The 15,356-nt window shown below is 40.2% G+C and carries 7 protein-coding genes, 3 tRNA genes and 4 rRNA genes; 2 read left to right on the top strand and 12 right to left on the bottom strand.

Features of this window, described 5'->3' with window-relative positions; genetic code table 11:
- Positions 1-3 precede the first annotated feature (3 nt).
- The 11 genes from GQR59_RS00125 to GQR59_RS00075 form a co-directional block, all read right to left on the bottom strand.
- Positions 4-867, bottom strand: a complete 864-nt coding sequence (locus GQR59_RS00125) for a carbohydrate ABC transporter permease (RefSeq protein ID WP_160060169.1) — start codon at positions 865-867, stop codon at positions 4-6.
- Positions 868-955: 88 nt separating this feature from the next.
- Complete coding sequence (locus GQR59_RS00120) at positions 956-2,302, bottom strand: ABC transporter substrate-binding protein (RefSeq protein ID WP_160060168.1); 1,347 nt, start codon at positions 2,300-2,302, stop codon at positions 956-958.
- Between the two features lie 491 nt (positions 2,303-2,793).
- Complete coding sequence (locus GQR59_RS00115) at positions 2,794-3,312, bottom strand: DUF6795 domain-containing protein (RefSeq protein WP_160060167.1); 519 nt, start codon at positions 3,310-3,312, stop codon at positions 2,794-2,796.
- Positions 3,313-3,472: 160 nt separating this feature from the next.
- The gene (locus tag GQR59_RS00110; RefSeq protein ID WP_442966186.1) at positions 3,473-4,645 is read right to left on the bottom strand and encodes an NRAMP family divalent metal transporter; all 1,173 of its coding nucleotides are present in this window, start codon (positions 4,643-4,645) and stop codon (positions 3,473-3,475) included.
- Positions 4,646-5,047: 402 nt separating this feature from the next.
- A tRNA-Thr gene (locus GQR59_RS00105) sits at positions 5,048-5,124 on the bottom strand.
- Positions 5,125-5,132: 8 nt separating this feature from the next.
- Positions 5,133-5,248, bottom strand: a 5S ribosomal RNA gene (gene rrf / locus GQR59_RS00100).
- 69 nt (positions 5,249-5,317) lie between these two features.
- Positions 5,318-5,433, bottom strand: a 5S ribosomal RNA gene (gene rrf / locus GQR59_RS00095).
- 158 nt (positions 5,434-5,591) lie between these two features.
- Positions 5,592-8,480 (bottom strand): 23S ribosomal RNA (locus GQR59_RS00090).
- A gap of 432 nt (positions 8,481-8,912) precedes the next feature.
- Positions 8,913-8,988, bottom strand: a tRNA-Ala gene (locus GQR59_RS00085).
- A gap of 46 nt (positions 8,989-9,034) precedes the next feature.
- A tRNA-Ile gene (locus GQR59_RS00080) sits at positions 9,035-9,111 on the bottom strand.
- Positions 9,112-9,258: 147 nt separating this feature from the next.
- A 16S ribosomal RNA gene (locus GQR59_RS00075) occupies positions 9,259-10,803 on the bottom strand.
- Together the 16S, 23S and 5S rRNA genes with 3 tRNA genes alongside form the textbook arrangement of a ribosomal RNA operon.
- 547 nt (positions 10,804-11,350) lie before the next feature.
- On the opposite strand from GQR59_RS00075, the gene GQR59_RS00070 reads away from it, so the two are divergent.
- Both GQR59_RS00070 and GQR59_RS00065 read left to right on the top strand, forming a co-directional pair.
- Positions 11,351-11,896 (top strand): gamma carbonic anhydrase family protein, encoded by a 546-nt coding sequence (locus GQR59_RS00070; RefSeq protein WP_160060165.1) that lies wholly within the window; start codon positions 11,351-11,353, stop codon positions 11,894-11,896.
- A 531-nt stretch (positions 11,897-12,427) separates the two neighbouring features.
- Positions 12,428-13,219 carry a 2OG-Fe dioxygenase family protein gene (locus GQR59_RS00065; protein ID WP_160060164.1) on the top strand — a complete coding sequence of 264 codons (792 nt, stop codon included), beginning with the start codon at positions 12,428-12,430 and terminating at the stop codon, positions 13,217-13,219.
- A gap of 112 nt (positions 13,220-13,331) precedes the next feature.
- Here GQR59_RS00065 and argH read toward each other — a convergent pair whose 3' ends face one another.
- The gene (gene argH / locus GQR59_RS00060) at positions 13,332-15,212 is read right to left on the bottom strand and encodes an argininosuccinate lyase (protein ID WP_160060163.1); all 1,881 of its coding nucleotides are present in this window, start codon (positions 15,210-15,212) and stop codon (positions 13,332-13,334) included.
- Positions 15,213-15,356: the final 144 nt, after the last annotated feature.

Genomic DNA, 15,356 nt, shown 5'->3' with positions numbered 1-15,356 from the left:
AAATCACCACTTCATTATTTTTTTGATGTAAAACCAAATGAATACAGACAATACAGCTAATTGAATAACAGATGTTGCGGCGGCTAAGCCTTGATCGATAACACCTGTAAAGGCTTGATAATAAGTAAAAATAGGCAAGGTTTGCACATTAGGCGCAAGAAGGTATACATCTTCAAAACGATTAAGATTCCAAATAAGACGAAGTAAAACGACTGTCGCCAATACAAAGTACAGCTCAGGTAAGGTTACATGAAAGAAACGACCAATTGGTCCATAACCATCAATAGCAGCAGCTTCATATTGATCCCGTGATACTGATACTAATTTCGAGAGTATGAGTAAGTAGGCAATCGGTGCATGCTTCCAAATATCAAACAACACAACGACCCATAATGCTGAGTCAGGATTTCCAATTAAATTAGTGCGTTCACTCCATATACCGAATACATCTACAAACAGATAATTTACAACACCAGAAATAGGATCAAACAAAAACTGCCAACCAAATACAACCGAGATAACAGGTGCAACATAGGGCAACATAATGGCGGCATTCACCAAGCCTCGGCCGTTAAAAGGGTCTTTCAACAGCAGTGCCATCGCTAAACCTAATAGCGTTGTTCCTACAACAGTACCCAATAAATACAAACTGGTTGTGCCGATTGCAGAATAGTAATCGGTATTTGAAAGTAATTTTATGTAGTTTTCAAAGCCAACAAATGTTTTATAACCGTTTAACTGAACATCAAAAAAACTCAGATAAACGTTATACATCAGCGGATAAAGAATCAGTAGGCCAAGAATGAGAATAGTCGGTGCAACCAACTTCCAACCAAACTTAGCTTCTGCTCGTTCTAGTGGCGTCATAGTGTTCCCTTATCCATATGAGGAATAGCAGCCTCATATGGATCATTGATATCTGTAAAACAGAATAACAAGCGCGAATTAAAATTAATTATTCAGAAACAACCTGTTTCATCTGTTTTTCAGCCCAATCTAACGATACTTGTGTGTTCTCATTTTCAATAGTCGCGCGGTAGATCATGCGAGGAATAATTTGTTTCGCAAAGATTTCACCAGACTTAGGAAAGGTTTTTCCATCCACTACAGAAAAATTCTTAATATTGTCAAAACCGGCAACGATTTCCTTAATAGACTCTTTGCCGTATTGCGCAAAAATACCTTTAGGATCATTTAAAAACTCATCCGTTTCAGCAATATCTCGTAACATTGGTAAATGTCCGCCAACCGCCATATGTGAATACGCAACGACTTGGTCTTTTTCATTCATATATTCAATAAAGGCTTTCGTTGCTTCAACTTCCTCTTTATTGTCATTTTTCATCACACTCAATCCAACCAAAGTACCGAATGATGAAGGAGACGTTTTAGTGATGGTGGTGGCTAAGCGTGTATTTTTTGCTAAATCAGGATCAAAAGCCGCACCTTTAAGGTCAGTAAAATTTTCAGCACTTAATGAACTAGCAGCGGCTTCTGCAAGCGCGATATCATCTAAAATATAAGATGAGTAAAAGAACATCGCTAACTTACCTTGTAAGTAATAATCTCGTGCTCTCCAACTTTGTGGTCCAGGAGGATTGTATTCCGATAGTTTTTTATAAAAGTCTAAGACTTCTTTTTGTGCTTTCGAGTTAAAAACAAGCTCACCATCTTTGTTAAACTGCCCAGCATCATTAGATAATGCAAATTGTGTATAACATTGCTCAGCATAATTATCTGCTTTAGTACCAATCAAAATTCCGTATTGATTTTCAGTTGGTTTATAAAAATACTTTGCAGCTGCTTCAATGGTTTCCCAAGTAGTCGGTGGCGCTAACCCAGCTTCTTTAAACCAATCGGCACGATACCAAATACCTTGCACCCAGCCACTATAAGGAACAGAAACGTATTCATTAAGCGTGGTACTTTCTACTAACTTAAGTGCACCAGAATAAAAACGTTGCTTACCAATTCGTTTGACTAAATCCGTATTAGAAGCAACGTCTATAATACCTTCTTCAGCAAAAGCTAATGAAAGGTCAGAACCTACTTCAATCATATCCGGTAATGTATTGGCCGCTGCCGCAGCTGCTATTTGCTTTGGCATGTCGTTTTCGTCGACTGCAATTATTTTCACATCAATACCTGTATTAAGCGCTTCGAAAACATCAGCCATCACTTCAATGGTTTGAAGTCTGTCTGATTGTGTTTGTGTCGTCCAATATTCAACTGTTGTTGCATTTGCTAAACTAGTAAATGGCAAGCTAGCCGCTAACCCGAGAGTTAAGGTATTAATTTTCATCGTTATTTCCTTATTTTAAAATAGACTTAAAGTATTCAGAGAATCAACTTAGAAAAATTCAGTAGGATTAAATACAATTTTTTAATGATGAGTAAAAAATCAGTAAGAAATCGAACAATTTATTTAATGAATTATTTGTCAAAATATATGATTATTTATTAGTCTACCCTAAATAAGAGCGATTATTATTTGAACTAAGTCTCTTTATTAGCGGATAACAAAACCGGTTTTGATCCATGCGATCGTGGTCACTATTTATACTAATACTAGTAATCGTGGATCAGAATGCCACGGTGATAGTCTTTATGTGTGATCATTTATAAGAAGTATAAAAGACTATTTTGGTGCAAAAAGATGTATTTAAAATTCAAAAGTTAGGAATATAGAAGGTGTTTATAGGAAGAACAGGCTTAAATAGATAAGAGAATGTCGTAAGATATTGGTTAAGCTAAATTTAATTAATTTTTAGCTATTTTAAAAAATGAAAAGCATTACAGTTTACATCGAGTATAAATGGCAAAGAGTTGACTAGGGTCTTCTTTTGACGGTATATCATAAGTTTTTGCATCATTAGCAATATCACAAACTAAGTGGCTTAATAATTCAGTCAATGTTTCACTGTCCTCAGCTTGGGTGATTCTGGCATACCATAATACTAGTTCATCATCGTTATCTGTTTTTGCATAAATATGTTGATTCAAACTACTGTTGAAAAACATTTGTGACGGTTTTGAACTACGAATAATTTTATCAGGAAAATAGAAATGACCATTTTCATCTGTGACCACCTGATCTAAATGTTCTTCTCCATAGGTTAACACTCTAAATACTTTAATATTAGATAGCGGTTGTCCATTATCGAGTAAAAGCCCATGAACTTCTCTTGATAAAACAACGTCCTGTTTTTTTAAGAAACCAAACATATCTGCAAATACCAATGTTGAGACGAGTGAAAGAAAAGCAATAGAAACAACCACTATGAATCGTCTTTTTAACTTAGATGATGACAAGATAATAGACTCCTCTTAAAGCGTGTTTATAAATAAGAAAAAGCAGGGCTATAAAATAAAGAGCACTCAAACATACTGATAACTAAGTTTAAAAACTTTTCTATAACAAACGATACGGCAGTTAATAAAACCAACATTAACTTACCGTACCATTTTTAGATTATAAAATTTTCCATATAACAAATGCTGCAGCAAAACCGATTAAATAAAGTAACCCTAACCAAGTTAAACTACGTAATAATGCACTATGTTGAATACTCGCTTCTGAACGTACTAGCCTAAAGTTAAGCCATGCAAATATTGGCGTCGTAACAAAAGCGAGTGTCATCGCAAACATCAACATTGGCGCAAGAACCGATTTAAAGAACAATATAACCGCCATACCAGAAAAAGATTGTAGCAATAGCCAAATATTCAAACTGTGTTTCGATTGCTTAAAGCCTAATAGTTTATGCGATTCATTAAGCGTACGCGCATAACCGTCAAGCACCGTTAAGGTTGTTCCAAATAAACATAAAAAAGCAATAATCGATACTAGGGGACGCGACCATTCACCGATCGTCATGGCATACATGTCAGTCAGTTGTTTAGCAAATGCAACGCCACCTAATACTGCCGTACTACTTTGACCATATTGTATTAATACACCTAAGCCAAAGAATACCAATGCCAAAATCGCTGTTAACCAATAGCCAACATTAAAATCCAGTAAGCCCTGTTTTCTAGTGATGGTTTGTTGTGTTTGTTTTTCCTTTAACCATAATGAACTAAGTGCAGAGACTTCAATAGGTGCCGGCATCCACCCCATTAGCGCAACCATAAAGCCAATCATAGCTAATTCATAAGGCGATGGACCTACGTAATCAGCAGGCGCCATAGGGCCGTTATTAAAGGCAATAATAAATGCAATCACAGTCGTAACCGTTAATATCAACATAATAAGTTTAGCAACATTATCAAGCGCTTTAAAATGCCCAAGTAATAGGATAACTAAACAAACTGCGAGTATTAACCAACACAACACCGTAACCGGAACAATAATAGGCAGAGCATAATGCAATAAACTTGCAGTTAACAAAATAACACCAGCAGTATTCACTACGGCGGCAATGATGTTTAAAACAATAAACGAATAAAAAAACCAAGGCCCTTTACTTTGGTACCCCTCAATCAGGCTTTTACCTGTCGCTAATGTATATTCGACACCAAAACGAAAGAAAGGATATTTAAGTATATTAACGGCAATAATTAACCAAATCAGCTGCCAACCAAAAATAGACCCCGCTTGAGTTGATGCGACTAAATGAGAACCACCTATAGAAGCTGTCGCCATGAGTATTCCAGGGCCAAAAGCATTAAGACGTGATTTGAATGTTGAGACTGATTGATTCATTTATAACCTTAAACATATATTTCTCGGGGCACTTAACATACAGAAATTAAAGGCAATAAAAAAGAATAAGTTTTTCTAATAAGTCACAGAATTAAGTTTTTTCACTTAACATTCGCTATTTTGTGAAATAAATTTAAATAATGAAGTAAAAAATATAAAAATAGATTTAAAATCTAATTAAAAGAAGATAAGTAACAGGAGAGTTATAGTAGGCAATAGAAAGTAAATTTCGATGAAACATTAAAAATAAGTTAACAAACAGAGATTATATTTTTTGTTGAGATATTGAGGGAATTAATTATTTAGATTTGAAGAGGATGGTTTATTTAGATTTAAAGAAGATGGTGCTGATAGGCGGATTCGAACCGCCGACCTCACCCTTACCAAGGGTGTGCTCTACCGAACTGAGCCATATCAGCAAATGGGGATCTGACAATGACCTACTTTCACATGAGGAGACCTCACACTATCATCGGCGCAACTGCGTTTCACTTCTGAGTTCGGCATGGGATCAGGTGGTACCACAGTGCTATTATTATCAGAAAAAATCTTATATTTATAGCATTATAAATATTAAAACCCCAGCCGTAGGACTGGGGTTTTGAATTAGGCGCTTGGCAATGACCTACTTTCACATGAGGAGACCTCACACTATCATCGGCGCAGCTGCGTTTCACTTCTGAGTTCGGCATGGGATCAGGTGGTACCACAGCGCTATTATCGCCAAGCATAAAAAATAAATTAGAAAAGCTAATAGTCGATATGTTCTAATTCTGAAATTGTTTTATCTTACAAATTTAACTATGTAAATATACTTCACAAGCGCTAGTTTAAAGAGATTCCACTCTATGTGTCTTGGTAAACACCAACACCACTTAGGTGTTGTATGGTTAAGCCTCACGGGTAATTAGTACAAGTTAGCTCAATACATTACTGCACTTACACACCTTGCCTATCAACGTTGTAGTCTCCAACGGCCCTTTAGGGAACTTAAAGTTCCAGTGAGAACTCATCTTGAGGCTCGCTTCCCGCTTAGATGCTTTCAGCGGTTATCGATTCCGAACGTAGCTACCGGGCAATGCATCTGGCGATACAACCCGAACACCAGCGGTTCGTCCACTCCGGTCCTCTCGTACTAGGAGCAGCCCCTCTCAATTCTCAAACGCCCACGGCAGATAGGGACCGAACTGTCTCACGACGTTCTAAACCCAGCTCGCGTACCACTTTAAATGGCGAACAGCCATACCCTTGGGACCGACTTCAGCCCCAGGATGTGATGAGCCGACATCGAGGTGCCAAACACCGCCGTCGATATGAACTCTTGGGCGGTATCAGCCTGTTATCCCCGGAGTACCTTTTATCCGTTGAGCGATGGCCCTTCCATTCAGAACCACCGGATCACTATGACCTACTTTCGTACCTGCTCGACGTGTCTGTCTCGCAGTTAAGCTGGCTTATACCATTGTACTAACCTCACGATGTCCGACCGTGATTAGCCAACCTTCGTACTCCTCCGTTACTCTTTAGGAGGAGACCGCCCCAGTCAAACTACCCACCAAACAGTGTCCCAAACCCCGATTCAGGGGCCATGGTTAGAACTCAAAACATACAAGGGTGGTATTTCAAGATTGGCTCCACGTCATCTGGCGACAACGCTTCAAAGCCTCCCACCTATCCTACACATGTAGGCTCTAAGTTCACTGCTAAGCTATAGTAAAGGTTCACGGGGTCTTTCCGTCTAGCCGCGGGTACACAGCATCTTCACTGCGATTTCAACTTCACTGAGTCTCGGGTAGAGACAGCATGGCCATCATTACGCCATTCGTGCAGGTCGGAACTTACCCGACAAGGAATTTCGCTACCTTAGGACCGTTATAGTTACGGCCGCCGTTTACCGGGGCTTCGATCAAAAGCTTCGACCTAAGTCTAACCTCATCAATTAACCTTCCGGCACCGGGCAGGCGTCACACCCTATACGTCATCTTACGATTTAGCAGAGTGCTGTGTTTTTAATAAACAGTTGCAGCCATCTGGTATCTTCGGCCTCTAGCAGCTTAGAGAGCAAGTCTCATCACCGCCAAAGGCGTACCTTCTCCCGAAGTTACGGTACCATTTTGCCTAGTTCCTTTACCCGAGTTCTCTCAAGCGCCTTGGTATTCTCTACCTGACCACCTGTGTCGGTTTGGGGTACGATCCTTTATTATCTGAAGCTTAGAGACTTTTCCTGGAAGCATGGCATCAATGACTTCAGTACCTTAGTACCTCGACATCGTATCTCAGTGTTAGTAGAAACCCGGATTTACCTAAGTCTCCCACCTACATACTTGAACCTGGACAACCATCGCCAGGCCCACCTAGCCTTCTCCGTCCTCCCATCGCAATAATAAAGGGTACGGGAATATTAACCCGTTTCCCATCGACTACGCCTTTCGGCCTCGCCTTAGGGGTCGACTCACCCTGCCCCGATTAACGTTGGACAGGAACCCTTGGTCTTCCGGCGGGGAGGTTTTTCACCCCCCTTATCGTTACTCATGTCAACATTCGCACTTCTGATACCTCCAGGATGCCTTACAGCTTTCCCTTCGACGGCTTACAGAACGCTCCTCTACCACGCATATAAATATGCGTCCGCAGCTTCGGTGATATGTTTAGCCCCGTTAAATCTTCCGCGCAGGCCGACTCGACTAGTGAGCTATTACGCTTTCTTTAAAAGATGGCTGCTTCTAAGCCAACTTCCTAGCTGTCTAAGCCTTCCCACATCGTTTCCCACTTAACATATACTTTGGGACCTTAGCTGGCGGTCTGGGTTGTTTCCCTTTCCACGACGGACGTTAGCACCCGCCGTGTGTCTCCCATGATTGCACTTGTTGGTATTCGGAGTTTGCAAAGGGTTGGTAAGTCGGGATGACCCCCTAGCCTTAACAGTGCTCTACCCCCAACAGTGATACATGAGGCGCTACCTAAATAGCTTTCGAGGAGAACCAGCTATCTCTTGGTTTGATTGGCCTTTCACCCCCAGCCACAAGTCATCCCCTAATTTTTCAACATTAGTGGGTTCGGTCCTCCAGTTGATGTTACTCAACCTTCAACCTGCTCATGGCTAGATCACCAAGTTTCGGGTCTAATCCCAGCAACTATTCGCCCAGTTAAGACTCGGTTTCCCTACGGCTCCCCTAAACGGTTAACCTTGCTACTGAAATTAAGTCGTTGACCCATTATACAAAAGGTACGCAGTCACGGAATAAATCCGCTCCTACTGCTTGTACGTACACGGTTTCAGGTTCTATTTCACTCCCCTCACAGGGGTTCTTTTCGCCTTTCCCTCACGGTACTGGTTCACTATCGGTCAATTAGGAGTATTTAGCCTTGGAGGATGGTCCCCCCATATTCAAACAGGATTTCTCGTGTCCCGTCTTACTCGTTTTCACTGTAAAGAAGTTTTTGTGTACGGGACTATCACCCTGTACCGTGGCACTTTCCAGAGCCTTCCACTAACTTTTAAACAGCTTAAGGGCTGTTCCGATTTCGCTCGCCGCTACTTTCGGAATCTCGGTTGATTTCTTTTCCTAAGGGTACTTAGATGTTTCAGTTCCCCTCGTTTGCTTCGCTTAGCTATGTATTCACTAAACGATGACACTAAGTGCCGGGTTGCCCCATTCGGAAATTCCAGGATATAACGCTTGTTATCAACTCCCCTGGACTTATCGCAGATTACCACGTCCTTCATCGCCTCTAATTGCCTAGGCATCCACCGTGCACGCTTATTCACTTAACCATACAACACCTAAACAGTGTCTAGATTAGTGTATGTTGCTTCCAAGACGCTTGTGACTCATATTTTACATATGAAAAACAATCGTTTTTCGTGCACCTATCAATTAATAAATTAACTGAGTAGATACGTACTCACATTACGGTAACGAATTACTATAATGTGTGCTTTTTATTTTGCTTGATTACAGTATCTAATTTAACTACAAGTAGTTATTTTAAATACTGAGAACAATTTCGTTTATATTTATCACATCAATCAACTTACTCTGTAAAACAGAACTAAGTCATTGTTATTATGTGATAAATAAGAACATTTATCAGCTTTCCTAATTGTTAAAGAGCAGACTTTTTCGTTAAAAAAAGCCTTAGATAAGGAGTGTTGCTTATCTAAGGCTTCTCATCATGTTGGTCACTTATTCTATTTAAGAATGAGTGGTGGAGCTATGCGGGATCGAACCGCAGACCTCCTGCGTGCAAGGCAGGCGCTCTCCCAGCTGAGCTATAGCCCCAACATGGTGTATATAAATAGAAATCCAATTTCATTTTACAAGAAATTGGTGGGTCTGGGCAGATTCGAACTGCCGACCTCACCCTTATCAGGGGTGCGCTCTAACCAACTGAGCTACAGACCCAAACAGGTCTATCTATACGTCTCTTCACTTTCTAATCAAACAATCTGTGTGGGCACTCATATGAAAATTGCCTAAGCAAGCTTTCATAGCCGGTAGATTTATTTGCCTAAGCAAATTCATCGTAAGGCTTGTATGTGTTTCTTTACGTAAGGAGGTGATCCAGCCCCAGGTTCCCCTAGGGCTACCTTGTTACGACTTCACCCCAGTCATGAACCACACCGTGGTCATCGCCATCCCCGAAGGGTTAAGCTAATGACTTCTGGTGCAGCCCACTCCCATGGTGTGACGGGCGGTGTGTACAAGGCCCGGGAACGTATTCACCGTGGCATTCTGATCCACGATTACTAGCGATTCCAACTTCACGGAGTCGAGTTGCAGACTCCGATCCGGACTACGACAAACTTTAGGAGATTCGCATACCATCGCTGGTTAGCAGCCCTTTGTATTTGCCATTGTAGCACGTGTGTAGCCCATCCCGTAAGGGCCATGATGACTTGACGTCGTCCCCACCTTCCTCCGGTTTATCACCGGCAGTGTCCCTAGAGTTCCCGGCATAACCCGCTGGCAAATAAGGATAAGGGTTGCGCTCGTTGCGGGACTTAACCCAACATTTCACAACACGAGCTGACGACAGCCATGCAGCACCTGTCTCAGAGTTCCCGAAGGCACTCATCAATCTCTTGGTGATTCTCTGGATGTCAAGGGATGGTAAGGTTCTTCGCGTTGCATCGAATTAAACCACATGCTCCACCGCTTGTGCGGGCCCCCGTCAATTCATTTGAGTTTTAACCTTGCGGCCGTACTCCCCAGGCGGTCTATTTAATGCGTTAGCTTTGAATCCCACGGCATATAGCCACAAAATTCTAATAGACATCGTTTACTGCGTGGACTACCGGGGTATCTAATCCCGTTTGCTCCCCACGCCTTCGCGCCTCAGCGTCAGTCTTTGTCCAGGTGGCCGCCTTCGCCACTGGTATTCCTTCAGATCTCTACGCATTTCACCGCTACACCTGAAATTCTACCACCCTCTACAAAACTCTAGTTAACCAGTTTCAAATGCAGTTCCAAGGTTGAGCCCTGGGATTTCACATCTGACTTAATTAACCGCCTACGCGCGCTTTACGCCCAGTAATTCCGATTAACGCTCGCACCCTCCGTATTACCGCGGCTGCTGGCACGGAGTTAGCCGGTGCTTCTTCTGCGAGTAACGTCACAGATAAAACCTATTAAGATTTACCCTTTCCTCCTCGCTGAAAGTGCTTTACAACCCGAAAGCCTTCTTCACACACGCGGCATGGCTGCATCAGGCTTGCGCCCATTGTGCAATATTCCCCACTGCTGCCTCCCGTAGGAGTCTGGACCGTGTCTCAGTTCCAGTGTGGCTGGTCATCCTCTAAGACCAACTAGGGATCGTCGCCTTGGTAAGCCATTACCTTACCAACTAGCTAATCCCACTTGGGCTACTCTTATGGCGTGAGGCCCGAAGGTCCCCCACTTTGATCCGGAGATGTTATGCGGTATTAGCAGTCGTTTCCAACTGTTGTCCCCCACCATAAGGCATATTCCCAAGCATTACTCACCCGTCCGCCACTCGTCAGCAAAGTAGCAAGCTACTTTCTGTTACCGTTCGACTTGCATGTGTTAAGCCTGCCGCCAGCGTTCAATCTGAGCCATGATCAAACTCTTCAATTTAAAGTTTAATTTGCACTTAATTAAAAGTGCGACTCAATACTACTGACTAAAACTTACTGCTAATGACTTATATAAATATAAGCAATTAACAATTTATTATTCTGAAATAATGAATTATTTCGTGTGTCACTATTATTGATGTTGCCTTTACAAGAAAGGACTTTGATTTTTTTGAAATCACATCAACAACAAGTGCTCACACAGATTGTTTGATTAAATTGTTAAAGAGCGTGCCTTTCGGCTAGGCGGCGTATATTACGCGCCTTTCGAACAATGTCAACGTCTTATTTTAACTTAATTTCAAACCGAAGTTCGAATCGTTAAAGCGTTTCTTTTATTCTCAGTCTTGGTTAGTGGCTTGCGCCTCCGTCCTTGTCTGTGCGGCGTATTATAGGGATCGCGAAACTATTGGCAAGTGTTTTATTGCGATTAATTACAATTAATTTTTATACCTACTTTGACCACAAGTTATCCACAACTTTGCTTTTGTTATCCACACTTTTGTGTCGTATAGTGAGCTTTTAATATAACGATCAGAAGGTTTATTATGTTTCCTACACTACGTCCTTATAAAAATATCCATCCAACTATTGGTAATGATGTTTATATTGACCCATTTTCTTCGATTATTGGTGATGTGCATTTAGCTGATGACGTTAATATCTGGCCAATGTGTGTTTTACGAGGTGATGTTAACTCTATATATGTTGGTGCTCGTACTAATATTCAAGATGGTTCTGTTTTACATGTAGCCAGAAAAGGTGAAGCGACGGTTGATGGCTACTCATTAACTATTGGTGAAGATGTTACTGTTGGCCATAAAGCAATGCTACATGCTTGCTCTGTTGGTAACCGCGTGTTGATTGGTATGGGTGCTATTGTTCTCGATAATGCATGTATTGAAGATGATGTTATCCTTGCAGCCGGTGCTTTGGTACCCCCTAATAAAACGTTGGCTTCTGGATTTTTATATGTAGGCTCTCCAGCAAAAGCTGCTCGTGAGTTAACTGAAGCTGAATTTGCTTTTTTAAAACGCTCCGCAAGCCATTACGTTAATTTAAAAAATGAATATATTGAAGAAGCATCTAAATAGTTTCTTTATTTAGGATAGTTTCATTATTTAAGCTTATTTCACTGAGCTAGCCCCTTATTATTAAGCTACTGTTTAGGTTGTCATTTCAAGTAGCTTAAATATTCATTCAAAGCACAACTGTAGTTTTAACTACATGCCTACGTATCTAAAATAGTTATCCTTCTAGTTTACTAACGCATTTGCCACCGCTTCAATTATTTTACTCATCACTTATCTGTCCATTAAGTAATAAACAAATATCCACCAGCTATTTTTAAAAACGTCCTCTTAACTTCATAAATCTACGTTATATATTAAATAAAACTCATAACATAAAAAATTCATGCATGAGCTTACAGCCAAAGGTATGCCTAGCTTCCCTGTTTATTTTCCAATCAAAATATAAATATTATTATTTATAATCAATAATTTACTGTTTTTTTTAAATCCATTTTATGTAATAAAAAAGCGCAACGTTGATGCAGTACTGCGCTTCGTTATGACTTTGAGGTAAGCAATTCAGCTTATCTATACATATAAATGGAATAAACAATGAAAAATATAAATTACGATCATATTAAAACAACCGTGGCACAACCTTTATCAAATTTTGATTCGTACTGGCCATATCATGTGACTCAAGACATTTTGGAAGGTAGTTGGAGTCAAACCAGTATTAACAAGCGTATCAACTTAGCTGAATGGCAAACCTACCTAGAAGATTTACCAAGAGATACCTATGTTGATACTCGTTGGAAAAGAATGTCATGGCTTTATTTGGATCAAGCTGGCGAGATCAATACATTAGATGATTGTCCAATGGCGCAAGGAGGAAGTTATAATGATGCAGATACGATGGCCGATAAATTACGCTATTACCCCGCATTAGAAACCTCTTTCTTGCAACGAGATGATGTGCAATCATTTATAAAAGCTTGGGCAGATCTTTGGGATATTAATCCTAAAGAACCCATTTTAATGCAGATTAATGGTATCAAAGGAAATCAAGCTATCGATCCTTTACAAGGACAAGGCATTCATCAAGATGGTAGTCAATTTTTAAGTATATTAGTCTTAAGTAGAGAAAATGTAACAGGGGGAGAAAATACACTGTATGAAGATAAAGCAGGACAACGTCAAATTACCCATGCGACATTAGTACCAGGTGAAATAATGCATGTTAGAGATAATGAAGTGTTTCATAATATATCGTCAGTACAACCTCTAAATAGTGACGTACCTTTTGAACGGTTTATCATTATCATTAATTGTCGTTTTAACGACACGTTCCAAAATAGAATATTACGTCAGCACTTTCCTGATGTTGTACTTAATCAAGGGTAAGCTTTTATTTGAATGAACAATGATATTACTAGGACTGGTTTGTGATATTGCAGATTAGTCTTTAATAGAAGGTGTGTTTCTATTAGTAAAAACACACCTTATTAAGTCTTACTTACCTTTTACTCATCTCTTTCTGAAGTAACATACTTGTTTTGTAGTTTAGCTCTAATGCTTTTTCACCATTAGCATGCTCACTGACAAACATCGCACAATCTTTCAGTACTTTTTCTGGCATCGTTGTTTTACTTGCAGGACTAAACCCTAACTTCATATAAAAATCAGCCATACGTGTTAATGCAAATAAACGTTTAATTGCTAATTTTTCAGAACGTTTAACTAACAGTTCGACGATTGCACTCCCTTGACCACGGCCTTCATAACCAGGCTCTATACCTAATGAGCGAATTTCAGCCAAACCTGTGTCATAAATATGAACAGACCCGCAACCCGTTACTTTTCCATCTAATTCAGTTACCACAAATTCACCAACTGAATGAGATAGATCTGATTTATCTCTTGGTAGGTTCTCACCTTTTTCAGCCCAATGATTAACCATCGATTCAATACGATCTATATCATCTAAACATGCCGCTCTAATGGTGACACCTGATGTATCTCGTTTTGCCAAACGTTGTTCAGCTTCTGTTAATGCAAATTCAACTTGGTTAGGAGAAACTCCACCTAATGCAACACGAGCAGCTAAGGTCGCTTCTAATGTTAGTGTTGGGTAAACATCTTCTTCAATCACATCTGAGAATTGTTTGAACTCTTCAACGCTCAAGTCTTCAAGTGGCACACCTTTTTCAATGGCTGCAACAACAGCTACGCCAACAATATGGTGAGCTTCACGGAAAGGAATACCTTTTGCTACTAGATAGTCAGCCAGTTCAGTCGCATTTGAATAACCACCTTGTGCCGCTTCTTTAGTGCGTTCTTCATTAACTTTAAGATCAGTTAACGCCATTGACGCCATTTCTAAACAATCGCCCCACGTATCTAACGCATCAAACAAACCTTCTTTATCTTCTTGCATATCTTTGTTGTAAGCCAAAGGTAATGCTTTAAGTGTCATTAACATACCCGCTAATGAACCAAATACACGACCTGATTTACCACGGATCAACTCCATTGCATCAGGGTTTTTCTTTTGTGGCATTAATGATGAACCAGAAGTCACAAGATCCGACATTTCGATAAAGGCTGCTTCACCACTGTTGTAGAAGATAAGGTCTTCTGCCATACGTGATAAATGCACCATTGATAATGTGGCACAACTCATTAACTCAACAACATGGTCACGGTCAGATACTGAATCTAAACTATTACGTGTTGCACGTTTAAAACCGAGAGAGTGTGCTAATACAGTACGATCCATTGCATAACCAGTACCTGCAAGTGCGCCACTACCTAATGGACAGGTATCCATACGATCTAAACAACCTTCTAAACGGCTATGGTCACGCTCTAACATTTCTAAGTAAGCTAAACACCAGTGAGAGAAAGTCACTGGTTGTGCACGTTGGAGATGAGTATAACCAGGTAAAATAACACCTTGGTGAATACGTGCTAATTCGATTAATTTCGCTTCTAATTGCTCTAGATTGGTAATTAAGCTTAATGTCGTTTTTTTACACCATAGTTTCAAGTCAGTTGCTACTTGGTCATTACGGCTACGACCTGTGTGTAATTTTTTACCTAAATCACCCACTTTATTAATAAGTTGGCCTTCGACCCAAGAGTGGATATCTTCAGCATCTGACTGTAGCACTTGTTCAGGATTGGCTTGCACTGATACTAATAATTCATTCAAGCTAGCTTCAATACTTTTTTGCTCTTCCGTCGTTAATACATTAACTGACAACAAAGCATGAGACCATGCGATTGAACCAATAATATCTTGTTCAGCAAGACGGTAATCGAATTTCAATGAATCATTAAATAATTTAAATTTTACGTCTGCCGCTTGGCTGAAACGTCCGCCCCATAGTGCCATTTGTTACTCCATTCTGACTTGGTTGTTAACCCGATCTATTTGTTAAAGGATTTGATTAATAACCCAGTCCATTTGTTAAAGGATTGGTAATATTGAAATGCAATTTATAAACACTCTAATTTTAAAACGCTTATAAATAGAAAT

This window comes from Psychromonas sp. L1A2 (genome assembly GCF_009828855.1).
Classification (GTDB): Bacteria; Pseudomonadota; Gammaproteobacteria; order Enterobacterales; family Psychromonadaceae; genus Psychromonas.
Note: the sequence above shows the minus strand (reverse complement) of the source record. Positions and strands in the feature narration are given on the sequence as shown.

Excerpts from the sequence above, each read along its gene's own strand:
- GQR59_RS00070 (WP_160060165.1), top strand. The coding sequence starts at position 11,351 with ATGTTTCCTACACTACGTCCTTATAAAAATATCCATCCAACTATTGGT.
- GQR59_RS00110 (WP_442966186.1), bottom strand. The coding sequence starts at position 4,645 with ATGGCGACAGCTTCTATAGGTGGTTCTCATTTAGTCGCATCAACTCAA.
- GQR59_RS00065 (WP_160060164.1), top strand. The coding sequence starts at position 12,428 with ATGAAAAATATAAATTACGATCATATTAAAACAACCGTGGCACAACCT.
- GQR59_RS00120 (WP_160060168.1), bottom strand. The coding sequence starts at position 2,302 with ATGAAAATTAATACCTTAACTCTCGGGTTAGCGGCTAGCTTGCCATTT.
- argH (WP_160060163.1), bottom strand. The coding sequence starts at position 15,212 with ATGGCACTATGGGGCGGACGTTTCAGCCAAGCGGCAGACGTAAAATTT.
- GQR59_RS00125 (WP_160060169.1), bottom strand. The coding sequence starts at position 867 with ATGACGCCACTAGAACGAGCAGAAGCTAAGTTTGGTTGGAAGTTGGTT.